23 protein-coding genes are annotated in these 22,282 nt (G+C 70.6%); 6 read left to right on the top strand and 17 right to left on the bottom strand.

The genetic code is table 11. The annotated features are described in order from the left end of the window. Nucleotides 1-34 precede the first annotated feature (34 nt). Genes VFV21_RS02115 through VFV21_RS02095 form a run of 5 tightly spaced genes read right to left on the bottom strand, consistent with a single transcriptional unit; the run spans nt 35 to nt 4,821 of the window. On the bottom strand, nt 35-583 hold the full coding sequence (locus VFV21_RS02115) for a DUF2878 domain-containing protein (protein WP_329667860.1): 549 nt from the start codon (nt 581-583) through the stop codon (nt 35-37). A gap of 1 nt (nt 584) precedes the next feature. Continuing rightward, nucleotides 585-1,865: a cyclopropane-fatty-acyl-phospholipid synthase family protein gene (locus VFV21_RS02110; protein ID WP_329667859.1), complete on the bottom strand. Its 1,281-nt coding sequence runs from the start codon at nt 1,863-1,865 to the stop codon at nt 585-587. A 3-nt stretch (nt 1,866-1,868) separates the two neighbouring features. After that, nucleotides 1,869-2,705 (bottom strand): DUF1365 domain-containing protein, encoded by an 837-nt coding sequence (locus VFV21_RS02105; protein ID WP_329667866.1) that lies wholly within the window; start codon nt 2,703-2,705, stop codon nt 1,869-1,871. Then, nucleotides 2,627-3,871, bottom strand: a complete 1,245-nt coding sequence (locus tag VFV21_RS02100; RefSeq protein ID WP_329667858.1) for an NAD(P)/FAD-dependent oxidoreductase — start codon at nt 3,869-3,871, stop codon at nt 2,627-2,629. The genes VFV21_RS02105 and VFV21_RS02100 overlap by 79 nt, the downstream gene beginning before the upstream one ends. After that, a complete protein-coding gene (locus VFV21_RS02095) occupies nt 3,868-4,821 on the bottom strand; it encodes an acyl-CoA desaturase (protein WP_329667865.1) in 954 nt (317 codons plus the stop codon). The genes VFV21_RS02100 and VFV21_RS02095 overlap by 4 nt, the downstream gene beginning before the upstream one ends. Nucleotides 4,822-4,933: 112 nt before the next feature. On the opposite strand from VFV21_RS02095, the gene VFV21_RS02090 reads away from it, so the two are divergent. Then, nucleotides 4,934-5,692: a pseudouridine synthase gene (locus VFV21_RS02090; protein WP_034211781.1), complete on the top strand. Its 759-nt coding sequence runs from the start codon at nt 4,934-4,936 to the stop codon at nt 5,690-5,692. 4 nt (nt 5,693-5,696) lie between these two features. Beyond that, entirely contained in the window at nt 5,697-6,191 is a 495-nt protein-coding gene (locus VFV21_RS02085; protein WP_034211783.1) for a GNAT family N-acetyltransferase, read from the top strand. 48 nt (nt 6,192-6,239) lie between these two features. Here VFV21_RS02085 and kbl read toward each other — a convergent pair whose 3' ends face one another. Beyond that, on the bottom strand, nt 6,240-7,436 hold the full coding sequence (gene kbl / locus VFV21_RS02080; RefSeq protein WP_084590673.1) for a glycine C-acetyltransferase: 1,197 nt from the start codon (nt 7,434-7,436) through the stop codon (nt 6,240-6,242). A gap of 352 nt (nt 7,437-7,788) precedes the next feature. On the opposite strand from kbl, the gene VFV21_RS02075 reads away from it, so the two are divergent. Continuing rightward, complete coding sequence (locus tag VFV21_RS02075) at nt 7,789-8,529, top strand: TorF family putative porin (RefSeq protein WP_034211788.1); 741 nt, start codon at nt 7,789-7,791, stop codon at nt 8,527-8,529. A gap of 69 nt (nt 8,530-8,598) precedes the next feature. Here the strand turns inward: VFV21_RS02075 and tdh are convergent, their stop codons facing one another. Both tdh and VFV21_RS02065 read right to left on the bottom strand, forming a co-directional pair. Next, complete coding sequence (gene tdh, locus VFV21_RS02070) at nt 8,599-9,636, bottom strand: L-threonine 3-dehydrogenase (protein WP_329667857.1); 1,038 nt, start codon at nt 9,634-9,636, stop codon at nt 8,599-8,601. Nucleotides 9,637-9,727: 91 nt separating this feature from the next. Further along, nucleotides 9,728-10,870 carry an autotransporter outer membrane beta-barrel domain-containing protein gene (locus tag VFV21_RS02065; RefSeq protein ID WP_329667856.1) on the bottom strand — a complete coding sequence of 381 codons (1,143 nt, stop codon included), beginning with the start codon at nt 10,868-10,870 and terminating at the stop codon, nt 9,728-9,730. A 169-nt stretch (nt 10,871-11,039) separates the two neighbouring features. Here VFV21_RS02065 and VFV21_RS02060 point away from each other — a divergent pair, with 169 nt between their 5' ends. Further along, entirely contained in the window at nt 11,040-13,112 is a 2,073-nt protein-coding gene (locus VFV21_RS02060; protein ID WP_329667864.1) for a S46 family peptidase, read from the top strand. A gap of 92 nt (nt 13,113-13,204) precedes the next feature. Beyond that, nucleotides 13,205-14,587 carry an MBL fold metallo-hydrolase RNA specificity domain-containing protein gene (locus VFV21_RS02055; RefSeq protein WP_034211794.1) on the top strand — a complete coding sequence of 461 codons (1,383 nt, stop codon included), beginning with the start codon at nt 13,205-13,207 and terminating at the stop codon, nt 14,585-14,587. Here the strand turns inward: VFV21_RS02055 and VFV21_RS02050 are convergent. After that, complete coding sequence (locus VFV21_RS02050) at nt 14,584-15,015, bottom strand: DUF1801 domain-containing protein (protein ID WP_329667855.1); 432 nt, start codon at nt 15,013-15,015, stop codon at nt 14,584-14,586. The genes VFV21_RS02055 and VFV21_RS02050 overlap by 4 nt on opposite strands. Before the next feature lie 47 nt (nt 15,016-15,062). After that, on the bottom strand, nt 15,063-15,692 hold the full coding sequence (locus VFV21_RS02045) for a nuclear transport factor 2 family protein (RefSeq protein ID WP_329667854.1): 630 nt from the start codon (nt 15,690-15,692) through the stop codon (nt 15,063-15,065). A 23-nt stretch (nt 15,693-15,715) separates the two neighbouring features. On the opposite strand from VFV21_RS02045, the gene VFV21_RS02040 reads away from it, so the two are divergent. Beyond that, complete coding sequence (locus VFV21_RS02040) at nt 15,716-16,477, top strand: DUF2189 domain-containing protein (RefSeq protein ID WP_329667853.1); 762 nt, start codon at nt 15,716-15,718, stop codon at nt 16,475-16,477. A gap of 15 nt (nt 16,478-16,492) precedes the next feature. Here VFV21_RS02040 and VFV21_RS02035 read toward each other — a convergent pair whose 3' ends face one another. The 7 genes from VFV21_RS02035 to VFV21_RS02005 all read right to left on the bottom strand — a co-directional run. Further along, complete coding sequence (locus tag VFV21_RS02035; protein ID WP_329667852.1) at nt 16,493-16,810, bottom strand: hypothetical protein; 318 nt, start codon at nt 16,808-16,810, stop codon at nt 16,493-16,495. 13 nt (nt 16,811-16,823) lie between these two features. After that, nucleotides 16,824-17,339 (bottom strand): hypothetical protein, encoded by a 516-nt coding sequence (locus tag VFV21_RS02030; RefSeq protein ID WP_329667851.1) that lies wholly within the window; start codon nt 17,337-17,339, stop codon nt 16,824-16,826. Further along, nucleotides 17,339-17,959, bottom strand: a complete 621-nt coding sequence (locus tag VFV21_RS02025) for a hypothetical protein (RefSeq protein WP_329667850.1) — start codon at nt 17,957-17,959, stop codon at nt 17,339-17,341. The genes VFV21_RS02030 and VFV21_RS02025 overlap by 1 nt, the downstream gene beginning before the upstream one ends. Nucleotides 17,960-18,084: 125 nt before the next feature. Continuing rightward, the gene (lepB, locus tag VFV21_RS02020) at nt 18,085-18,642 is read right to left on the bottom strand and encodes a signal peptidase I (RefSeq protein WP_329667849.1); all 558 of its coding nucleotides are present in this window, start codon (nt 18,640-18,642) and stop codon (nt 18,085-18,087) included. Continuing rightward, nucleotides 18,642-19,406, bottom strand: a complete 765-nt coding sequence (locus tag VFV21_RS02015; RefSeq protein ID WP_329667848.1) for a queuosine precursor transporter — start codon at nt 19,404-19,406, stop codon at nt 18,642-18,644. The genes lepB and VFV21_RS02015 overlap by 1 nt, the downstream gene beginning before the upstream one ends. Then, entirely contained in the window at nt 19,403-20,053 is a 651-nt protein-coding gene (locus VFV21_RS02010; protein ID WP_329667847.1) for a DUF502 domain-containing protein, read from the bottom strand. The genes VFV21_RS02015 and VFV21_RS02010 overlap by 4 nt, the downstream gene beginning before the upstream one ends. 18 nt (nt 20,054-20,071) lie before the next feature. After that, nucleotides 20,072-22,282: bifunctional serine/threonine-protein kinase/formylglycine-generating enzyme family protein (locus VFV21_RS02005; RefSeq protein WP_329667846.1), on the bottom strand; the 2,211-nt coding region annotated here is incomplete at its 5' end.

The following is a 22,282-nucleotide window of genomic DNA, read 5'->3' as shown; positions in this document are numbered from 1 at the left end:
GCCAGCCAGATGATGCCGAGGGATTGCCAGCAGTTCACGCCAGCGCCTTGTCCGGCACCGGCGCCGCCAGCCGGGCGTCCAGCGCGAACAGGGCGGGCAGCACCACGGCCCAGCCGAGGGCCAACGCGCCCATCACCCAGGCCACGGGTGCACCGAAACTGACCGCGTCGAAGGCGCCCGCGGCGGCCCAGTAGGCCAGCGGGCCGCCGAACAGCCCGAGCAGCGCGGCGGCGACCGGGCGCTCGCGGAGGAAGGCCATCGAGTGGTTCAGCGTCAGGGCGAACCCGGCCCACAGCGACCAGATCCAGGCCGGTGCGGCCCAGGTCCACGGCCAGGGCTCGGCGTAGCGCAGCCAGCCGGAGGCGGCGAAGGCCGTGTCGAGCAGGATGCCCAGCGGCAGCGCCACGGCGAGCAGGCGCAGGTCTTCCGCGCGCCGCCCGCCGAAGGCCAGCGTGGCCACGGCGAAGACCAGCGCCGTGACCGGGCCGGCCCAGACCATGCCGGCGCCGGCGCCGGCGACGCTGGCCAGCCACACGGCCTGGTAGCCGACCACGTTGGCGACGTTGGCCAGTGCCCGGTTCATGTCAGACGGCCTCGGGCGCGGGCAGGTACTGCGGCCGGCGATTGCCGGGGCGCGCGAACAGCAGGTGCACGTCGCCGATCGAACGCTCGATGAAGCCGCCCTCGCAGTAGCAGAGGTAGAACTCCCACATCCGGATGAAGCGCTCGTCGTAGCCCAGCGCGCGCACCTGCTCGAGCTTCGCCATGAAGCGCTGGCGCCAGTGGTTGAGCGTGGTGGCATAGCTCGGCCCGATGTCCTCGAGGTTGACCAGGCGCAGGTCGCTGGCGGCGGCCGCCGCACCGGTGATCGCGCTGACCGAGGGGATGAAGCTGCCCGGGAAGATGTAGCGCTTGATGAAGTCCACCGACTTGAGCGCCTGCTCGTAACGGTGGTCTTCGATGGTGATGGCCTGGATCAGCGCCAGCCCGTCCGGCTTGAGCAGGGAGGCGCACTTGTCGAGGTAGGTCTCGAGGTACTGGTGGCCGATGGCCTCGATCATCTCGATGGACACCAGCTTGTCGTACTCGCCGGTGAGGTCGCGGTAGTCCTCCAGCAGCACCGTGACGCGGTCGGCGAGGCCGGCCTCGGCGATGCGCGCGGTGGCCAGCGCATGCTGTTCGCGCGAGATCGTGGTGGTGGTGACGCGGCACCCGAAATGCTTCGCCGCGTACAGCGCCATGCCACCCCAGCCGGTGCCGATCTCGACCAGATGGTCGGTGGGGCGGAGGTCGAGCTTTCGGCAGATCCGCTCGAGCTTGCGGCGCTGGGCGGCCTCCAGCGATTCGCCGGGTTCGGCGAAGATCGCCGAGGAGTACATCAGGCTCTCGTCGAGGAAGAGCTGGAACAGGTCGTTGCCGAGGTCGTAGTGCGCCGCGATGTTGCGGCGGCTGCCGCCGCGGGTGTTGCGGTTGAAGGCATGCAGGGTGCGCATCGCCAGGCCACCGAGGCGGGCGAGGCCGGTCTCCATCGCGTCGAGGCGGTCGCGGTTGATCACCAGTAGGCGCACCAGCGCCACCAGGTCGTCGCAGCGCCACAGGCCGTCCATGTAGGCCTCGCCGGCGCCGACCGAGCCGTTCCCGGCCAGCGCGCGGTAGAAGCCGGGGTCCAAGATGTCCAGGGTCACCGCCAGGCCGTCGCCGGCGTTGCCCAGGGTCTCGGTGCCCAGCCCGTCGCGCACGGTCACCTGGCCACCGGCCAGGCCGTCCAGGGTGGCCAGCAGCCGCTTGCGCAGCATGCGGTCCAGGGCGCCGTAGCGGGCCGCGGCCCCGGGGGCGCTGGCCAGGGTGTCGGCGGGACTGCTCATCAATCAACTCCGGGTGGGGCGGTCGGGGTGCGGGTGGAACGGGATGCGTTTGAACCAGAGCCGGGCCGCCGGCCAGTAGATGGCGGCGGCGACCTTCACGGTGATGAATGGATACCGCGCAAGGCATGAAGCCAGCGTGTGCGCGTCCATCGGCCGGCGCTCGAGCACCAGAGTGGCGTCGAACTCGCGGGCCTCCCCGTCGAGGACGTCCATGTGCACCCGCAGGGCCTCGCCGGGCACCTGGAAGGCCCAGCGGTAGCGGCGCTGCATGGCCATGAACGGCGAGACGTGGAAGGCCTTGTCGAAGTCCCAGTGCAGGGCGTCGCCCCGGCGCTCGGCGCGGTCCACCGCGAGCAGGTAGGCATGGCGCTCGTTCCAGGGGGTGTTGGTGATCTCGGCCAGGATCCAGTCCAGCGTGGTGCCGTCGGCCTTGAAGCCGTAGTAGAAGCTGACCGGGTTCATCACCACGCCGAAGTAGCGGCCGTGGGTGAGCAGGCGGATCGGCCCGTCCGGGCGCCGGCCCAGCGCGCCCTCGACCCGGTCGCGCACGGCGGTGTCCAGCGGTACCGCCGGGTCGCCCAGGTAGTCGCTGCGACGGAACTGGGCCAGGTTGCGGCGGCCGACCGACCAGAACCAGCGGCCCGCGAACACCCGGTCCAGTTCGGCCAGGTCGAGGTAGAGCTGGAACATCCGGTAGCGGAAGTCGTGCGGCCGCGGTGCGTACCGGCGGTGCCGGACCCAACCTTCGTAGATGGCGGAATTCAGGGCCACGAAGCGCCCAGCGCCCGCGCGACCTCGATGCCGCTGCGCAGGCCATCCTCGTGGAAGCCGAAACCCCAGTAGGCGCCGGCGTACCAGGTGCGGTGGGTGCCGTTGATCTCGCCGCGCCGCGACTGCGCGGCAACGCTGGCGTGGGTGTAGACCGGGTGGTGGTAGCGCATCCGCGCCAGCACCTTGGCCGGGTCGATGTCCTTGCTGCGGTTGAGCGTGACCACGAAGGGCTCGCGCGAATCGATGCCCTGCAGCAGGTTCATGCAGTAGCTGACGGTGCAGGCCGCGTCCGGCTCGGCGGGCACGTAGGCGCTCCAGGCCGCCCAGGCCTTGCGGCGGGTCGGCAGCAGGCGCGCGTCGGTGTGCAGCACGGTTTCGTTGGCCTGGTAGGGGATGGCGCCCAGCACCTCGGTCTCGGCCGCGCTCGGGTCGGCCAGCAGGGCCAGGGCCTGGTCGCTGTGGCAGGCCAGCACCACCTGGTCGAAGCGCTCGACGCCCGCGTCGGTGTGCACGTCCACGCCGTCGGCGTCGCGGCGCACCTGGCGCACCGGCGCCGAAAGCCGCACCTGCACCGCCCAGTCCTTCTCGAGCGCGCGGATGTAGCTCGACGAACCGCCCGTCACCACGCGCCAGGGCGGCCGGCCCTGCACTTGCAGCATGTGGTGGTTGTCCATGAAGCGCGCCAGGTACTTCGCGGGGAAGCCCATGATGCCTTCGGCCGGGGAGGACCACAGCGCCGAGGCCATCGGCACCAGGTGGTCTTCGATGAACATCGCCGAGTAGCGGTTCTCGCGCAGGTAGTCGCCCAGCGACGGGCCGTCGCCCGGCAGCGCCAGCAGCGCCGGCGCCTCGCGGTAGAAGCGCAGGATGTCGCGGACCATGCCCCAGAACCGCGGCGACACCAGGTTGCGGCGCTGGCAGAACAGGCTGTCGAAGTCGGTGGCGTTGTACTCCAGGCCACTGCGCGCGTCCTGCACCGAGAAACTCATCGTGGTGGGCTGCGAGGGCACGCCCAGCTCGTCGAGCATGCGCGTGAACAGCGGGTAGTTGTCGGCGTTGAAGACGATGAAGCCGCTGTCGACCGAGTAGCTGCGCTCGCCCTGCGTCACCTTGTGCGTGTGGGTGTGGCCGCCGAGCCGGGCCTCGCGCTCGAACAGCACGACCTCGTGCTCGCGCGAAAGCCGCCAGGCCGCGCCCATGCCGGCCACGCCGCTGCCGATGACCGCGATCCTCATGCTGATTCCGGACGCGCGCCGCGCATGTTGGCCGGCACTGGCTTGAGGTCGCTGACCAGGCCGAACAGGGCCATCGTGCGCAGCACCAGGTAGGTGATGTCCAGCTCCCACCACGCGAAGCCCTGCCGTGCCGAGCCGGGGAAGTGGTGGTGGTTGTTGTGCCAGCCCTCGCCGAAGGTGAGCAGGGCGAGCAGGGCGTTGTTGCGGCTGTCGTCGCGGGTGGCGAAGCGGCGGGTGCCCCAGCGGTGCGCCAGTGAATTGATGGTCACAGTGACATGGAACAGCACGATCGTGGAGACGAAGAAGCCCCACACCAGCAGCTGCGGCCCGCTGGTGCCCAACTGCGGATAGGCGCCTTCGAGCCACGTGCCCAGCGCGTACAGGCCGCCGGCCAGCAGCACCGGCACCAGGATGTCGAACCGGTCGAGCAGGCGCAGCTCGGGGAAGCGCGCGAAATCCTTGATGGCGTCGAGGTTGGTGGCGAAGCCGCGCCGGGTCAGGAACCAGCCCATGTGGCTCCGGAAGAAGCCATGCCGCGGCGAATGGATGTCGTGCTCGGTGTCGGCGAAGCGGTGGTGGTGGCGGTGGTGCGCCGCCCACCACAGCGGGCCGCGCTGCACCGAGGCCGCGCCCAGCACGGCGAACACGAACTGCACCGGCCGCGAGGTGCGGAAGGCCTTGTGCGAGAAATACCGATGGTAGAAGCCGGTGATGGCGAACATGCGCACGGCGTAGAGCGCCGCCGCCACGCCGAGCGCGAACCACGAGAAGCCGACCCAGAACACCGCCAGGCAGGCCAGGTGCAGGGCGATGAAAGGCACCACGCGCAGCCAGTCGATGCGGTCCGGATCCTCGCCGTCGACCGGCGCGGCGGAGGTGTCGAACCACAGGGCAGCCGCGCGGAGGGCGCGGCGCCAGGCGGGCAGGGCGTCGGAAGAGCGGTCGGGCATGGCGGTATGGTCGGTATCCAGCGGTGACGGGTCGGTGAACCGGCGGGTCGCGCGGGCCGTCGCCACGCGCCAAGACTAGCCGTGTTCACTACGCATGCGCCATGCTTCGCGGATGCAATCGCGCCCTTCCAAGCCGTCCACGGCGACCGTGCGCCACGGTGTGGCGCGCGTCATCTCCAAGGCCGGGCTCTGCTCGCGGACCCAGGCCGCCGACTGGGTGCGCGCCGGCCGCGTCGCGGTGAACGGCCGGCCCGTCGCCGACCCCGAGCATCCGGTGCGGCAAGGCCTGGATCGGGTCACGGTGGACGGTGCGCCGCTCGGGGCCCGTGCGCGGGTCTACCTGGCGCTGAACAAACCGCGCGGCCTGGTCACCACCGCACGCGACGAGCGCCAGCGCGACACCGTCTACGCCTGTCTCGAGGGGAGCGGGCTGCCCTGGCTGGCACCGGTCGGCCGGCTCGACCAGGCCAGCGAGGGCCTGCTGCTGTTGAGCAACGACCCGGCCTGGGCCGCCGCCATCACCGACCCGGTGCAGGGGATCGAAAAGACCTACCACGTGCAGGTGGATGCGATTCCCGACGAGGCGCTGCTGCAAAAGCTGGTGGTGGGCGTGGTCGACGAGGGCGAGGCGCTGGCGGCCCGGTCGGCCACCTTGCTGCGCAGCGGCACCCGCAACGCCTGGCTGGAGATCGTGCTGGACGAGGGCCGCAACCGGCAGATAAGGCGCCTGCTGGCCGCGCACGGTCTGGGCGTGCTGCGCCTGGTGCGGGTCGCCATCGGCGGCGTCACGCTGGGCGACCTGCCGAAGGGGGCTTGGCGCGAACTCACGGCTGGGGAAGTATCGGGGCTTGCGCCACCCACCACGGGCTGAAGCCATGACGACGCCCATCACGATCCGCCGCGCCGAACCTGACGACTTCGCGGCGGTGCAGGCCATCTATGCCGCCCCTCGCGCGCAGGCAGGCACCCTCCAGCTCCCGTTCCCCTCGCTCGACCTCTGGCGGCATCGCCTGCAGGCGCTCGACCCCAACGCCCACGTGCTGCTGGCCTGCGCCGGCGACGAGGTGGTGGGCCAGCTCGGGCTGTACGCGGGCACGAACCCGCGCCGACGCCACGTCGGCGACCTCGGCATGGGCGTGCGCGACGACTGGCAGGGCCGCGGCGTCGGCACGGCGCTGCTCGCGGCGGCCATCGACCTGGCCGACCGCTGGCTGCAGCTCAGGCGGCTCGAACTCCAGGTCTACGCCGACAACGCCGCCGGCATCGCCCTCTACACCCGCCATGGCTTCGTCGAGGAAGGGCGCCATCGCGACTTCGCCTTCCGCGACGGCGCCTTCGTCGACGCCCTCTCGCTGGCACGAATCAAATGAACCAGGTTCATTTGATTCGTGCCAGCAAATGAACCTGGTTTATTTGCGTCAGCGGATGACGCCGAGTTCGCGGCCCACCTGGGTGAACGCGGCGATGGCGCGGTCCAGGTGTTCGCGGGTGTGGGCGGCGCTCATCTGGGTGCGGATGCGGGCCTGGCCCTTGGGCACCACCGGGAAGAAGAAGCCGATCGCGTAGATGCCTTCCTCGAGCAGGCGCTGGGCGAATTTCTGCGCCAGCGGGGCGTCGTACAGCATCACCGGCACGATCGGGTGCACGCCGGGCTTGAGGTCGAAGCCAGCGGCGGTCATCCGCTCCCGGAAGTAGGCGGTGTTTTCCTGCAGCTTCGCGCGCAGGTCGCCGGCGGCGGCCAGCATGTCGAAGACCTTGCTGCCCGCGGCCACCACGTGCGGCGGCAGCGAGTTCGAGAACAGGTAGGGGCGTGAGCGCTGGCGCAGCAGCTCGATCACTTCGCGACGGCCGGTGGTGAAGCCGCCGAGCGCGCCGCCCAGCGCCTTGCCCAGCGTGCCGGTGATGATGTCGATGCCGTCCAGCACGCCTTTCACCTCGGCGCTGCCGCGGCCGGTGTCGCCCAGGAAGCCGGTGGCGTGGCATTCGTCGATGTGCACCAGCGCATCGTACTTGCGGGCCAGCGCCACCACCTGGTCCAGCGGCGCGATGAAGCCGTCCATCGAGAACACGCCGTCGGTGGTGATCATGATCGTGCGCGCGCCGTCGGCGCGGGCCTGCTGCAGCTGCTTCTCCAGGTCGGCCATGTCGGAGTTGGCGTAGCGATAGCGCTTGGCCTTGCACAGGCGCACGCCGTCGATGATCGAGGCGTGGTTGAGGGCGTCGGAGATGATCGCGTCCTCCTCGCCCAGCAGCGGCTCGAACAGGCCGCCGTTGGCGTCGAAGCAGGCGGCGTAGAGGATGGTGTCCTGCTTGCCGAAGAACGCGGCGATCTTCGCCTCCAATTCCTTGTGCAGGTCCTGGGTGCCGCAGATGAAGCGCACCGAGGCCATGCCGAAACCGTGGGTGTCGAGCGCGTCCTTGGCCGCGGCGATCACCTCGGGGCTGTCGGCCAGGCCCAGGTAATTGTTGGCGCAGAAATTCAGCACCGTGCGGCCGTCGTCCAGGGTGATCTCGGCCGACTGCGGGCTGGTGATGATGCGTTCGGCCTTGAACAGCCCCTGTTCGCGGATGGCGTCGAGTTCGGCGGCGTAGCGGGCGAGGGCGGCGTCGGACATGGTCAGGGGCTCGTGGGGCGGGGAAGGGCGCCATTATCCGGATTCGGCGCCTCGCGGGTCAGTCCGTCCGCCGGCGCCCCCGGCGAAGCGAGCCCAGGGATCGGGGTCGGGGCCCGGTCCTGGGTCGAAGCGGGGCGTCGCGGGGGTGGGTTGCGGAGCCGGCCGCGCGGGGCGTCGACCGGGCCGCGGCCCGGCGCTATGCTGCATCGCGGCATGCCTGTCCCGCCGGGCTGGGAGACACTGCGGCCAATATTTTCAACACCCCGGCCGGGTATCCGAAACGGACGGCCAAGCAACAAAAAAGTAGAAAACAACCGCTGCACTTCGCCCCAAGAAAACAGAGGACTTCCCGATGAACCACCAGAAGCTTTCGCTTGCGCTCGCCGCCGCGCTCTTCGCGCTGCCGATGCTGGCCTCCGCCCAGGACGAGATGGGTGAAGAAGCCGCCCCCGCCGAGGACGAATCGTCCATCTTCAGCTGGAACGCCGCCCTCACCAGCGACTACGTCTTCCGCGGCGTCTCGCAGACCGACGAGGAGCCGGCCCTGCAGCTCGGCGCCGACCTGAACTTCGACTCCGGCTTCTACGCCGGCGTGTGGGCCTCGAACGTCGACTTCGGCGACGGAGGCCCCGACCTCGAGATCGACACCTACGTCGGCTGGAACACCGATTTCAGCGACAGCTGGAACTTCGACGTCCAGCTGATCCGCTACAACTACATCGGCGAAGAGAACGACTTCGGCAGCAGCGACTACAACGAGCTGATCACCAGCCTGAGCTGGGACGAGACCCTCACTTTCTCGTACGGCTACACCAACGACGTCTACGCGCTCGGCGCCAAGGGCCACTACTTCGGCGCCGCCGGCAGCTGGGACATGGGCAACGGCGTCGGCCTCGACGTGAGCCTGGGCAAGAGCATGTTCGGCAACAGCACCGGCTTCGAGGACTACATGGACTGGTCGGTCGGCATCAACCGCGACTTCGGTCCGGTGAACGCCGCGATCGGCTACTACGACACCGACAGCGAAGGCGACTTCAACTTCGGCGACGCCGCCGACGACCGCATCGTGCTGACCTTCTCGATCGGCGGCTGACCGATCCACCGCTGCAAACGAAACGGGGCGCCGCGAGGCGCCCCGTTTTTCATGGCGGAAGGCCGGGCCTCAACCCCAGCTGCAGACCACCTTGCCGCACTGCCCGGTTTCCATCAGGTCGAAGCCCTTCTGGAAATCGTCGATGTGCACCTGGTGCGTCAGCACCTTCTGCAGCGGGAAGCCCGACTGCACCAGCTGGGTCATCTTGTACCAGGTCTCGTACATCTTGCGGCCGTAGATGCCGTGCAGCACCAGGCCCTTGAAGATCACCTTGTCCCAGTTGATGCCGGCGCCGTTGGGCAGGATGCCGAGCAGGGCCACCTTGCCGCCGTTGTACATGCAGTCGAGCATGTCGTTGAAGGCGTGCGGGTTGCCGCTCATTTCCAGCGCCACGTCGAAGCCCTCCATGTGCAGGTCCTTCATCACGTCCTTGAGCGACTGCTTGGAGACGTTGACCACGCGGGTGGCGCCCATGTCGGCCGCGAGCTTCAGGCGGTAGTCGTTGACGTCGGTGACCACCACGTTGCGCGCGCCGATGTGCTTGCAGATGCCCGCGGCGATGATGCCGATCGGGCCGGCGCCGGTGATCAGCACGTCCTCGCCGACCACGTCAAACTCCAGCGCGCAGTGCGCGGCGTTGCCGTAGGGATCGAAGAAAGCGGCCAGCTCGGACGGGATGCTGTCCGGGATCGGCCACAGGTTCGAGGCCGGCATCACGATGTATTCGGCGAAGGCGCCGTGGCGGTTCACGCCGATGCCCACGGTGTTCGGGCACAGGTGCTGGCGGCCGGCGCGGCAGTTGCGGCAGTGGCCGCAGACGATGTGGCCCTCGGCCGAGACGCGGTCGCCTTCCTTGTAGCCGGTGACGCCCGGGCCCATGCCGACGACGCGGCCGACGAACTCGTGGCCGATCACCAGGCCCGGCTTGATCGTGCGCTGGCTCCACTCGTCCCACTTGTAGATGTGCAGGTCGGTGCCGCAGATCGCGGTCTTCTCGAGCTTGATCAGCACTTCGTTCGGGCCCGGCGTGGGCACCGGCACCTGCTCCATCCAGATGCCCTTCTCGGCGTGGCGCTTCACAAGCGCCTTCATCATCGGCTGTGCCATTTCACTTCGTCCGCGTGGGCCCCTCGGGCCGGTTGGGCGGCGATTATACCCGTCGGGCGTGAACCGCCCGGAAAGACCGCCCGGCCGCCGCTCAGGGCAGTTCCACGCGCCAGCCCAGCGCCAGCAGGCGCTCCTGCAGGAAATCGTGGCCCAGCCGCTGCCGGTACTCGATGAAGCCCGAATGCCCGCCGGTGAACACGAACACCGCGCCGACCCCGGCCTCGGCCCAGCCGGTATCGGCGTCGTCGGTCTCGAACACCACCCGGGTGCCGTTGGCATCGCCCAGGAAGCGCACGCCCAGCGGACGCGCGGGGTTGGCGAACTCGCGCCGCCAGCCCAGCCGCGCCATCGGCTGCCAGACGCCCCAGCCGGCGGACACGTTGCGCGCCAGCGTGGCGTCCACGCGCCCGCGCCGGCTGGTGATGCTGCGCCCCGGCACGAACAGCGCCAGGCCGGCGCCGCCGGTCTCGGCGTAGGGATCGATGTCGGTGCGCTGCCAGTCCACGCCCGCGCCCAGCTGCCATTCCCAGGCGCCGGCGGGCAGGAACCACGACAGGCCCAGCCCGGCGATGCGGCGGTCGGCGTCGGGATTGGCCGAGGCCAGGCTGCGCACGCTGACGCCGCTCAGCAAGGTGTAGTCGATCTGCCGGCGCAGCCGGTAATCGCCGCGCAGCGCGCCGGCGTAGCCGTCCAGCGCCACCGCGTCGGACAGATTCCAGCCGCCGGTGGCGACGCCGCCGGTGAAGCGCGTGCGGGTGCTGCCGTCCGAGCCCAGGAAGTCGAGCGAATCGCGGGCGTGGTTGAGCAGCAGGCCGAGGCGCCAGCGCGTGCCGGGGGCCCAGTCGATGCCGGCGGTGAGGGCGCCGGTGTCGCCGTCGAAGGGCGCCTCGTTGATGCCATCCCGGCGGGTGAGCCGGCCGGCGTCGGCTGACGCGAACAGCGCCCAGCCCGCGCCCAGTTCCTGCCGCAATGCAGCATCGTCCGGCGACCCGTCGCGGGTGGCGGCGCGGCCCTGGCCCGGGATTTCGCCGAGGAAGTTGCCGGCAGCGGCGCCGTCGCGGCTGCCCGGCCCGCCGGCGAAGATCTCGGCGCAGCGCGCGGCCAGGTCGGAGCCCGGCGTGGCGCCCGCGCACAGCGTGGTCCAGAGCCCGGCCAGTGCGTCGCCGGGTGATTGCGCCCGCGCCGGGCCTGTGGCCGCCGCGAGCAGCAGGATGCAGAACGCGAGCACACGCATGGCCGACCCCCTTTTGTCCCCTGTCGAAAGTCTACTCCGCCCTCACGCCCCCGCAATCGCCGGCGCTGCTAGGCTTGGGGTTTCGCCGAAGAACCCAGGAGTCACCATGCGTCTTGCCGTCCTCGTCGCCGCCATCTCGCTTTCCTTCGCCGCCCAGGCCAAGGAAGGCATGTGGGTGCCCCAGCAGCTGCCGGAAATCGCCGGCCCCCTCAAGCAGGCGGGGCTCACGCTCAACCCGCGCCAGCTGGCCGACCTCACCGGCGACCCGATGGGCGCCGTGGTGGCGCTCGGCGGCTGCACTGCGTCGCTGGTCTCGCCCGAAGGCCTGGTGGTCACCAACCACCACTGCGCCTACGGCGCCATCCAGCTCAACTCGACCGCCGAGAAGAACCTGATGCGCGACGGCTTCGTCGCCGCCAGCCGCGAGCAGGAGCTCTCCGCCGGCCCGAACGCCCGCGTCTACGTGATGGACCAGATCACCGAAGTGACCGACCGCATGCTGGCCGCCACCTCGCCCGACCAGGACGGCCTGGCCCGCCAGAAGGCGCTCGAGGACACCCAGAAGGCGCTCATCGCCGAGTGCGAATCCGAGCCCGGCTACCGCTGCACCGTGTACAGCTTCTTCGGCGGCCAGACCTACCGCCTGTTCCGCCAGATCGAGATCAAGGACGTGCGCCTCGTTTACGCGCCGCCGAATTCGATCGGCGCCTACGGCGGCGACATCGACAACTGGATGTGGCCGCGCCACACCGGCGACTTCACCTTCTACCGCGCCTACGTCGGCAAGGACGGCAAGCCGGCCGCGTTCTCGCCCGACAACGTGCCCTTCAAGCCCAAGCACCACCTCAAGCTCGCCACCGAGGCGCTCGACGCCGGCGACTTCGTGATGGTGGCCGGCTATCCGGGCACCACCAACCGCTACGCGCTGTTCGATGAATTCCAGAACGTCTCGGGCTGGCAGTACCCGGTGGTCGGCCAGCACCTGAAGAACCTGATCAACCTCGTCGACGCCGCCGGCAAGGCCGACCCGGAGATCGAGGTCAAGTACGCCACGTCCGTGCGCGGCTGGAACAACACCAGCAAGAACTGGGACGGCCAGCTCGAGGGCTTCGCGCGCATCGACGCCGCGGCCACCAAGCGCGCCGAGGAAGAGGCCGTGCTGGCCTGGCTGCGCGGCCGCGGCGAGGAAGGCAAGGCCGCCCTCGAGGCGCACGCGCGCCTGGTGGCGCTGTCGGCCGAGACCCGCGAGACGCGCCAGCGCGACCTCGTGGTCGGCCAGATCGCCGGCACCGGCCTGCTGGCCAACATCCGCGGCCTCTACCGCCTGGCCACCGAGAACGAGAAGCCCAACGCCGAGCGGGCGCCCGGCTACCAGGAGCGCGACCTGCCGGGCATCGAAGGCAACGCCCGCCAGCTCGAGCGCCGCTACGACCCGCGCATGGAAAAGCAGCTGATGGCCTACTGGCTGGCCGAATACGTGAAGCTGCCCGCCGACCAGCGCGTCCCCGCCATCGACGCGTGGCTGGGCGGCAACGACGCCGCCGCCATCCAGCGCGCGCTGGACGAGACCTATGCCGGGACCAAGGTCGGTGACACCGAGGCCCGCCTCGCGCTGTTCAAGGCCGACCGCGCCGCGTTCGAATCCAGCACCGACCCGCTGGTGAAGCTGGCCGTCGCGCTGCAGCCGACCGTGCTGGCGCTGGAGGACAAGGCCAAGGCCCGCAGCGGCGAGAGCACCCGCCACCGTCCGGTCTACCTGGCCGCGGTGCAGGCCTACAAGCGCAGCCAGGGCCAGGGCGTGTACCCCGACGCCAACCTCAGCCTGCGCATCACCTACGGCAACGTTATGGGCTACGCGCCGAAGGACGGCGTCGCCTACACGCCGTTCACCACGCTCGACGGCCTGGCCGCCAAGGCCACCGGCGAAGAGCCCTTCGACGCGCCCAAGGCCCAGCTCGACGCCATCGCGAAGATGAGCGCGGCGGAGAAGGCCGCGATCCCGGTGAACTTCCTCTCCGACCTCGACATCACCGGCGGCAACTCCGGCTCGCCGGTGCTCAACCGCAAGGGCGAGCTGGTCGGCCTGGCCTTCGACGGCAACTGGGAGAGCGTGAGCTCGAACTGGGTGTTCGACCCGACCATGACCCGCATGATCGCGGTCGACCACCGCTACATGCTGTGGATCATGGAAGAGGTCTTCCCGGCCCCGGGCCTGGTGCAGGAGCTCAACGCCAAGCGCTGATCCGCGGCGCCAGGCACCACCGCGACGGCCGGGCTTGCCCGGCCGTCGTCGTTTCTGCGATACATAGCCGGTCCCTCCAGCAAGGAACGCGCATGCGAGTCCGTTTCCACGGTGCCGCCGGTGAGGTCACCGGTTCCTGCCACGAGGTCGAGGTCGGCGGTCGCCGCCTCCTGCTCGACTGCGGCCTGATCCAGGGCAGCGACGAGGACGAGAAGCGCAACTTCGAACCCTTCGCCTTCGATCCCGCCTCGGTCGACGCCGTGGTGCTCAGCCACGCCCACATCGACCACTGCGGTCGCCTGCCGGTGCTGGTGAAGCGCGGCTTCAAGGGCCCGATCTGGACCCAGGCCGCCACCGCCGACTTGCTAAAGATAATGCTCGACGACTCCGCTTTCCTGGCCGAGATGGACGCCGAGTTCGCCAACAAGCGCAACGAGGACGGGCACGCGCGGCACAAGCCGCTGTTCACCCGCGCCGATGTCGGCCAGGTGATGCGGCAGGTGCGGGCCTTGCCCTACCACGCGCCCACCGAGATCCTGCCCGGCCTCACCGTGCAGCTGCGCGAAGCCGGCCACATCCTCGGCTCGGCCACGGTTGAGCTGCGCGCGCGCAACGGCGTCGACGAGCGCGTGCTGGTGTTCTCCGGCGACATCGGCATGAAGGGCACGCCGATCCTGCGCGACCCCGAGCCGGTCGCGCAGGCCGACCTGGTGCTGCTGGAAGCCACCTACGGCGGTCGCGCCCACCGCGACCGCGCCGCCACCGTCACCGAGATCGGCGAGGTGCTCGAGCACGCCTGGGCCGACGGCGGCAACCTGCTGATCCCGGCCTTCGCGGTCGGCCGCACCCAGGAAATCCTCTACTGGTTCGCGCGCTACTGGGACCGCTGGAACCTCGACCGCTGGAAGATCTTCCTCGACAGCCCGATGGCCTCGAAGGTCACCGAGGTCTACGACCGCCACGTCGACCTGTTCGACAGCAAGGCGCGCGACGTCTGGCGCGGCCAGCCGCATCCGTTCCGGCTGCCGAACCTGCGCTACACCGAGAGCGTGGAGGAGTCGCGCGGCATCAACGCGCACGAGCGCGGCGCGATCATCATCGCCGGCGCCGGCATGTGCAACGGCGGCCGCATCCGCCACCACCTGCGGCAGAACCTCGGCCGCCGGCAGGCGCACCTGATGTTCGTCGGCTACCAGTCGCGCGGCACGCTCGGGCGCAGGCTGGTGGACGGCGCATCGCACGTGAAGATGCTGGGCGAGGACATCCAGGTCAACGCGCAGCGGCACACGGTCGGCGGCCTGTCGGCGCACGCCGACCAGCCCGGGCTGCTCGACTGGTATTCCGGCTTCGCCAACAAGCCGCCGGTGGTGCTGGTGCACGGCGAGGACGACGCCCGCGAGGCGCTGGCCGGCAAGCTGCGCGAGCGAGGCACCGCGGTCGAGCTGGCGCGGCCGGGCAACGTGCGCGAGGTTTAGCGCGACGGCGTGTCGATGCGCTGCGGTGCCATGGCCTGCACCGACCACTCGACCAGGTCACGCAGCACCGCCAGGTCCACGTCGGCGAGCTTCTTCAGGTATAGGCAGCTCTTGCCGATCTTGTGCCGGCCCAGCTTCGCCAGGCGATCGGCGTGTTGCTCGAAGCCGGGCATCAGGTACAGCGTGAGGTCGTTCTTGCGCGGCGAGAAGCCGATGACCGGCCAGTCGCCGGTTCGGCCGCTGGCGTACGTGTACCGATAGCAGCCGAAGCCGACGATGGCCGCGCCCCACATCACCGGCGGCGCGCCGGTGGCGGCCTGCATCATCGCCGCGACGCGGCGGCAGTCCTCGCGCCGCACCGGGTCCGGGATCGCGGCGAGGAAAGCCTCGACGCTTGCGTCGGTGGGCTGGGTCTTGTTCTCGGCCATGGCGCGTCCCCCGGGATCGACGCGGTCATCCTACGCCGGGCGGCGGCTCAGGGGCCCGCCGGCGGCACCGGGCACAGGCAGGCGCCGTCGTCGAACACCACTTTCCAGCGGCCGTCGTCCTCCCGGCGCCAGGTGGAGCGGAACTCGAGCGTCGGCTTGCCGTCGGGCCCGGTCACCGGCCCCTTGGTCTGCCCGAGGCGGCCGCCGGCAAGTACGACCACCGTCTCCGGCGCCCAGGAAAACGGCGCCTGCTCGCCCTCGAAGTATTTGGACCAGGCCGCGACGATGGTGGCCTTGCCCCGCAGCGGGTCGCGGCCGTTGACGAAGATGGCGTCGTCGGCGAGGAAGCTGGCGAAGGCATCGAGGTCGCGATCGGCCATCGACCTGGCGAAGGCGGTCTCGGCCTCGCGCAGCGACTGCTCGAGCGCGGCCACCTCGACCGTTTCGGCGAGGGGCTCGGCCGGCGCAGCGGGCGGCGCCACGTCGGGGGTCGCGGCTTCGGCAGCGGCCTGGGCGCGGTTGTCGGCCTTCGCGCGGTCCTTGCCGATGTGGTAGCCGGCGTAGACGCTGACGGCGACGGCCAGCAGCAGCCAGACCAGCACGCGGGAGAGCGGAGTGGCGTTTCGGCCCATGGTGACCTCGAAGCGGAGGAAGCGGCCATGATAGCGTCGGAACATTCCTTCGGAAGCGTGCCGCCCGCATGAGCCCCGCCGACGACACCCGCCCGTTCGTGGTGCCCTGCGCCGACCTGGCGCGCGGCGCGCCGCTGCGATGGCTGGCGCTCGGCTGGCGCGACCTGCGGCGCGCCCCGGGGCTGAGTCTGCTGTTCGGGCTGGTGATCCTCGGGGTCAGCGTGGCGGTGTCGGCGCTGGCCTGGTCGCTGGGGCGCTTCGCGCTGCTGGCGACGCTGCTGTCGGGCTTCGTGTTCGTGGCGCCGCTGATCGCCGTCGGGCTTTACTGCGTGAGCCGCGCGCTGGAATCGGGGCGAACGCCCAGCCTGCGCGACAGCTTCGTGCTGGCGCGGCGGGTGGCGGGGCAGGCCGGCGTGTTCGCGCTGGTGCAGCTGGTGATCCTGCTGCTGTGGTCGCGCGCCGGCATGATGGTCAACGCCTTCGTGCCGATCGAGGACGGCAGCACGCGCGCGCTGGTGGAGTTCCTGCTGATCGGCTCACTGGCGGGCTCGGTGTTCGCCGCGCTGACCTTCGCCATCGCCGCGTTCTCGCTGCCGATGATCGCCGACCGCGACGTGGACATGGTCACCGCCGGAATCTCCAGCGTGAACGCCGTGCTGCGCAACAAGGGCGTGTGCGCGCTGTGGGCGGCGATCATCGCCGTGCTGACGGCGCTCGGGTTCCTGACCGCCTACGTCGGCCTGGTGGTGGTGATGCCGTGGCTGGCCTACAGCGCCTGGCACGCCTACCGCGAGACGCTGGACGCGAGCGCCTGGCCGCGGTTGGACTGACCCGCGCCCCGCGGTTCAGGGCGAGTCGATCGTGATGCTGGCGTAGCGTTCGCGCGCGCCTTTGGCGATCCGGCAGGTAACGGCGACGTCCCGGCCCCCGGCGCGCAGCGTGCCCCGCACCTGCAGCATCCGGCCGCTCTCCGAATACGACGCCGTCCACTGGTAGGTCTCGATGCCTTGGCCGATGAAATGCGCCTCGGCCTCCTGGCGGCACCAGGGCTGGAGTTGGCTGGCGCGTTCGAAGACGCGCTCCTCGGCCACGGGCGGGGTGGGCGCCACGGCGAGGGCGGTGGTCAGGGCGATGGCGAACACGGGCGGTGCCTCCGTCGGCATGCGGGGGGAGCGTTCATTCCCGCAGCCATCTTTGCATGGCCGGATAGGTGGTTTCGCCGCGCATCGCGGCCTCCGTTCCGCTGGCGGTCATCCTGGCCTGCACCAGGCCGTGGACGCCCGGGTACACGCCCATCGCATAGGTCATCGCCAGGCTGGCGGACTTGCCGTGGTAGCCGCCTTCATGGAACAGCACCGTCGGCGCGAGGCCGATCGCCACGGTGGCCGCGTAGGCCCAGGCCGTCGCTTCGATCTCGCTGGCGTGCGGGATGTCGTCGTGGCCGGCGAGGTCGTCGGACATCGCGGCGCGCTGCGCGGGCGGCAGCACCGCGAGGTGGCCGGCTTCGTGCAACAGGTCGCCGGGCCAGCGCAGGCGCGCGCGGTCGAACAGCAGCCCGCCGTCGTGCACACGCACGCCCGGCAGGAAGGCGTCGTCGCCGAGCTCGGCCTCCTCCACCGCGATGCCGACCTCGCGCAGGAACGCCACGATGCGGTCCAGCAGCGGGTCGGCGTCGGGCGCGTCGGGCGGCATCAGCCCTCGGCGGCCTTCATCAGCAGGCGCACGTGGGCATCGCGCAGCGCGGTCAGCTCCGCCAGGCGCTGGCGCAGGGCATCCGCCAGGGCCGGGTCGAGGCCGGCGTAAGGATCCGGCGTCGCCGCGAGCACTTCAGCCGCAACGCGGCGGGCTTCGGCGGCGGTGGCCTCGTCCAGTCCGGTGGTGTCGATGTCGCGGTAATGGGCCTGCAGGGCATCGCGGGTATCGACGTGGTTCAGATGTTCGTAGAGCGCGTCGCGCAGGAAGCCGTAGCCACGTGCGTCCAGGCCAGAGGCCGCGGCGCCGAGGCCGTCCAGCGACTCGGTATCGAGGCCCGTCAAGGCCGCAAGGGTTTCAGTGTCGCTGTCGGCCGCCTCCAGTTCCCGGACGGCGCGCTCGAGCCGCGCGTTCTCGGCGGTGATGCCCCGCACCAGCGCATCGAGGTGCGCGGGCGCGAGCGCCAGCGGCAGCCCGCCGTCGTCCGCGGCGGAAGTGTCGGCGTCGGTAGCTGCGTCGGTTCCGTCGTCCATCGGGGCGTCGGCCGTGGCGTCGCCCACGTGGGCATCGCCACTGGTCGCGTCATCGGCACCACCGCAGCCACCGAGGGCAAGCAGCAAGGGAAGGGCAAGCAAGGCAGGAAAATGGTTTCGCATCGGGGCTGGGGTTCGTTCGGGGGAAAAAGAAGCAGCAGGATGTTACGCGGCAGCGCGGCTCGTCCAGTCGAGCTGGCCAGGTAAGGGCCTCAGCGCAGCACCCGCACCACGCGTCCAATCAGCCACTCGCGTGGCACCGGTCCGGTGTAGCGGCTGTCCTCGGCGAAGTCACGGTTGTCGCCGAGCAGGAAGTACTGGTCCGGCGGCATCGTCCGGGTCGCCATCTCATCGATCTCGCCGCGGAGCCCCGACGCGGTCGCGCCAGGCGGCAGAGGCTGCGGTTGGCCGTCGATCAACAGCACGCCTTCGCGTATCGCCACGCTCTCCCCTGGCAGCACGGCCACCCGGTAGAGGCGGACGCTGTCGTCGCGCGCCGAAAGGAAGGCAACGATGTCGCCGCGGTCGGGCCCGCGCGTCCGGAAGGCCTTGGTGTCGACCAGCACGATGTCTCCGGTGGATACGGTGGGCGCCATTGATTCCGAGCTGGCGCGATAGGTGGCGTAGCCCAGCAGCCGCGCGCGGGGATCGATGGACGCGGTCCCGAAGGGGTTGAAGGCATAGACCGCGGCGGTAAAGAGCACCACCAGCCAGAATCCTGCGGCCAGCCAAAGCAGCCAGCGTGTTCCGGTCTTCCCGATGGCTGCCATCACTCGCGCGCCGCCGCGGCGCGCAGCTGTGCGGCCTGGCCCTCGCCGAGGTAGGCGGTGATGCCGCGGCGCACGAGGTACAGCAGGGGAATCAGCGCGATGGCGGCGGCCATCTTGTAGGCGTAGTTCAGGCTGCCGACCGCGAGGAACAGGCTGGTCGGCCACTGCTGCGGCCCCAGCACGAAGGCGATGTAGAGCACGATGAAGCTGTCGACCAGCTGCGACACCGCGGTCGAGCCGGTGGCGCGCAGCCAGACCATGCGCTCGCCGGTGGCGCGGCGGATGCGGTGGAAGACGCTGACGTCGATCAGCTGGCCGACCAGGAACGCAACCAGCGAGCCGCCGATGGTCCACAGGCCCTGGCCGAACACGGCGGCAAATGCCTTCTGGTAATCGGGCACGCCCTGGTCGGTGGCCACGCCGACCCACCACGACGCCGGCGCCAGTGCGATCGCGGTGTACGCGAACACGAAGCCGTAGATGATCAGCACCACCGCCAGCCAGCTGATGAAGCGCACGCCGCGCTTGCCGTAGAACTCGTTGATGACGTCGGTCATCACGAACACGATCGGCCACAGCAGGGTGCCGGCGGTGAAGTTGAGCGAGCCCGTCTGGCCGAACAGGTTCCACTCGAACGGCGCCAGCCCGAGCGTCTCCTCGAGCGCGAAGATCTTTACGCCGATGAACTCCGCGAGCAGCGCATTGCTGACGAAGAACGCCGCCAGCACCAGGAACAGCCGGTTGGCGCGCTCCTGGCCGGTCACGTCGCGTCGCCTGCGCGCTGGAACGGGATGCTGTCCGGGCTCACCGCGCCGCCCGAGATGATGAAGGCCATCGCTTCGTCCACGGTCCAGTCGGTGGGCGTGAGCCGGTCCACGGGCACGATTTCCAGGTAGCCCGAGGTGGGGTTGGGCGTGGTGGGCACGTACACCGCGGCCAGCTCGCGGCCGGTGCCGTTCTCGCGCATCACCCGGGTGACGAAGCCCACGCACTTCATTTCGCGGTGCGGGAAATCGATCAGCACGACGCGCTGGGTGCCGTCGGGCTTGGTCTGCAGCAGGTCGAGCAGCTTGCGCGCGCTGCCGTAGACGGTCTTGAGCAGCGGGATGCGCGCGATCAGGCCTTCGAACCAGGCCAGCAGGCGCTGCCCGACCACGCGTCGCGCCAGCGCGCCGACCGCGATGATCACCAGCACCGTGCCGACCACCGCAAACGCCGACTGCGCCCAGGGATCGTCCATCCACCCCAGCCATTCCGGATGCGCCGAGGCCAGCCGCACCGACACCGGGCCGACCCAGGGCTGGCTGATGTCGGAGAGCAGGGCGAGCACGAACTTGAAGACGATCCAGACCAGCCAGATCGGCAGCAGGGTCAGCAGGCCGGTGAAGAAATACGCGCGGAGTCGTCGCATGCCCCGATTGTAGGGCAATCAGCGCGCGGCCAGTTCCTCGGCGGTCACTTCACGCACCAGGCGGAAGCCGATGTCGTCGAAGCCGGTGTCGGCGTCGAAATCGTTGGTGCCGGTCGGGTTGGCGCGGGCCGACGGATCGCGCCAGCCGATGCCGCCCACCAGCCGGCGGGTGCAGCCGCGGTCGCAGTCGGACAGCCACTCGCGGGCGTTGCCGCGCAGGCCGGTCAGGCCGAGGTGGCTGGCCGGGCCCTGGCTGGCGGCCACGGTTCCTTCGTTGCCGCAGGCGATGCGGCCGTCGCGGCAGGCGTTGCCGGTGCCGCGGTAGCTGGCCAGCGGCACCCATTCGGCGCGCGTGGGCAGGCGGTAGGTCTGGCCGGTGCGGCCGCCCAGCCACTGCGCATAGGCGCGGGCGTCGTCGTAGCTGACGCAGACCACCGGATGGCTGCCGGCCTGGCTGAAGCCGGGCTCGTCCCAGCCGCGGCGCTTGAGCGAAATCGGCGCGATGCGGTTGCGGCAGCGGGCGTCGGCGCGGCGGGTGGCGGCATCGAAGGCGGCGTACTCGGCGCGCGTCACCTCCGCGCGCATCGCGGCCAGGCCGGGGCGGCCGTCGCGCGGCAGCGACACCAGCACCATGGCCACGCCCTTGTCGTCGATGGGGTCGCCGGCCTTGGGCAGCTGCACGGCCTGCGACCAGGCCGGCTCGAGCTGGCCCGATTCGATGCCCAGCGTGCCGGCCAACGACTTGGTGCGGTCCACGGCCTCGGCATCCACCGCGTCGAGACCCGCCTGCAGGCGGGCCAGCAGCACCGGCACCAGCGCTTCGCGCATCGAGGTCCAGGGCGGGCCTTCGGCGCGCGCCATGTCCTCGACGAAGGGCGCCACGCGGGCGTGGTCGTCCGCGGCCTCGGCATCTTTGCCCGCTTCGGCCGCGCTGACGATGCGGCCGGCGTAAAACGCGATCACTTCGTCGGACAGGCGCGCGATGGCCGGCTCGCCGGGCGCCAGCGTGCGGGCGGCGCGCAGCGATTCCATCGCGTTGTCGCCCGGCGGCAGGCTCAGGCGCTGGCGGTCGATCTGGCGGCGCGCGGCGGCGAGTTCGCGCGCGCCGGGGCGCGTGGGGTCGTAGTCGAGCGCCGTGACCGTGACCTCGGCGCTGACGGCGGCGAACGGTGCCGCCGGTTCGGCGGGACTGGCCGCTTGCGCCGGCCCGGCGGCGGCTTCGACGGCCGGTTCCGGTGCGGGCGTCGCGACGGGCGCGGCGGCGGGCGCCGGGCTGTCCTCGACGGTGAAGAAATCGGTGCCGGCCGGCGCCTCGGCGCGATCGCGGGAATACCAGGAGAACAGCACCGCGACCAGGGCCACGCCTGCGACGGCGGCCAGCGCCGGCTTCCAGTGCGGCGCCAGCTTGCCCTTGAGCTTGGCCAGGTCCACCGCCGGTTCCGCCGGCTTGCCGTTGGCGATCTGGTTGAGCGCGCTGAGCATCTGCTGCGCGTTGCGGTAGCGGTTGTCCGGCGACTTGGCCATCGCCCGGTCGAGGAAGGGCTGCCAGTGCTTCTTGTCCGGCGGCAGCCGCGGCACCGGGTCCTGCGCGTGCATCAGCGCCAGCGCCAGCGGGTCGGCGGCCTGGTAGGGCAGGCGGCCCATCAGCAGTTCGTAGGCGAGCACGCCGACGCTGTAGAGGTCGGCGCGGCCGTCCACCACTTCGCCGCGCGCCTGCTCCGGCGCCATGTAGCCGCCGCTGCCGACCGCGAGGCCGGCGGTGGTGATGCGGGTCTGGTCGCGCTTGCTCAGCGCGATGCCGAAATCGGTGAGCAGCGGCCGGTCGGCATTGTCGAACAGCACGTTCTCGGCCTTGACGTCGCGGTGCACGATGCCGCGCGCGTGGGCGTACTCGAGCGCCGAGAGCAGCGAGCGCAGCACCTCGATGGCGCGCGGCTCGTCATGGGTGAAGTCGCGCTGGCCCAGGTGGCCCTTGGCCAGGTAGGGCAGCACGTAATACAGCAGGCCCTGGGTCGTGCGTCCCACCTCGTGGATGCCGACGATGCAGGGATGCTCGAGCTTGGCGATGGTGCGCGCCTCCTGCTCGAAGCGCTGCTTGCTGATCTCGTCGGTCAGGGCCGAGGGCGACATGACCTTGATGGCCACCTGCCGGTCCAGTGATTCCTGCACGCTCAGGTAGACCTGCGACATGCCGCCCTTGCCGATCCGGCGCAGCACGCGATAGCCGGG

The sequence above is a fragment of the Arenimonas sp. genome (assembly GCF_036275555.1).
Lineage (GTDB): Bacteria > Pseudomonadota > Gammaproteobacteria > Xanthomonadales > Xanthomonadaceae > Arenimonas.
Note: the sequence above shows the minus strand (reverse complement) of the source record. Positions and strands in the feature narration are given on the sequence as shown.

Excerpts from the sequence above, each read along its gene's own strand:
- VFV21_RS02115 (WP_329667860.1), bottom strand. The coding sequence starts at position 583 with ATGAACCGGGCACTGGCCAACGTCGCCAACGTGGTCGGCTACCAGGCC.
- VFV21_RS02110 (WP_329667859.1), bottom strand. The coding sequence starts at position 1,865 with ATGAGCAGTCCCGCCGACACCCTGGCCAGCGCCCCCGGGGCCGCGGCC.
- VFV21_RS02100 (WP_329667858.1), bottom strand. The coding sequence starts at position 3,871 with ATGAGGATCGCGGTCATCGGCAGCGGCGTGGCCGGCATGGGCGCGGCC.
- VFV21_RS02095 (WP_329667865.1), bottom strand. The coding sequence starts at position 4,821 with ATGCCCGACCGCTCTTCCGACGCCCTGCCCGCCTGGCGCCGCGCCCTC.
- VFV21_RS02090 (WP_034211781.1), top strand. The coding sequence starts at position 4,934 with ATGCAATCGCGCCCTTCCAAGCCGTCCACGGCGACCGTGCGCCACGGT.
- VFV21_RS02085 (WP_034211783.1), top strand. The coding sequence starts at position 5,697 with ATGACGACGCCCATCACGATCCGCCGCGCCGAACCTGACGACTTCGCG.
- kbl (WP_084590673.1), bottom strand. The coding sequence starts at position 7,436 with ATGTCCGACGCCGCCCTCGCCCGCTACGCCGCCGAACTCGACGCCATC.
- VFV21_RS02075 (WP_034211788.1), top strand. The coding sequence starts at position 7,789 with ATGAACCACCAGAAGCTTTCGCTTGCGCTCGCCGCCGCGCTCTTCGCG.
- tdh (WP_329667857.1), bottom strand. The coding sequence starts at position 9,636 with ATGGCACAGCCGATGATGAAGGCGCTTGTGAAGCGCCACGCCGAGAAG.
- VFV21_RS02065 (WP_329667856.1), bottom strand. The coding sequence starts at position 10,870 with ATGCGTGTGCTCGCGTTCTGCATCCTGCTGCTCGCGGCGGCCACAGGC.
- VFV21_RS02060 (WP_329667864.1), top strand. The coding sequence starts at position 11,040 with ATGTGGGTGCCCCAGCAGCTGCCGGAAATCGCCGGCCCCCTCAAGCAG.
- VFV21_RS02055 (WP_034211794.1), top strand. The coding sequence starts at position 13,205 with ATGCGAGTCCGTTTCCACGGTGCCGCCGGTGAGGTCACCGGTTCCTGC.
- VFV21_RS02050 (WP_329667855.1), bottom strand. The coding sequence starts at position 15,015 with ATGGCCGAGAACAAGACCCAGCCCACCGACGCAAGCGTCGAGGCTTTC.
- VFV21_RS02045 (WP_329667854.1), bottom strand. The coding sequence starts at position 15,692 with ATGTTCCGACGCTATCATGGCCGCTTCCTCCGCTTCGAGGTCACCATG.
- VFV21_RS02040 (WP_329667853.1), top strand. The coding sequence starts at position 15,716 with ATGAGCCCCGCCGACGACACCCGCCCGTTCGTGGTGCCCTGCGCCGAC.
- VFV21_RS02035 (WP_329667852.1), bottom strand. The coding sequence starts at position 16,810 with ATGCCGACGGAGGCACCGCCCGTGTTCGCCATCGCCCTGACCACCGCC.
- VFV21_RS02030 (WP_329667851.1), bottom strand. The coding sequence starts at position 17,339 with ATGCCGCCCGACGCGCCCGACGCCGACCCGCTGCTGGACCGCATCGTG.
- lepB (WP_329667849.1), bottom strand. The coding sequence starts at position 18,642 with ATGGCAGCCATCGGGAAGACCGGAACACGCTGGCTGCTTTGGCTGGCC.
- VFV21_RS02010 (WP_329667847.1), bottom strand. The coding sequence starts at position 20,053 with ATGCGACGACTCCGCGCGTATTTCTTCACCGGCCTGCTGACCCTGCTG.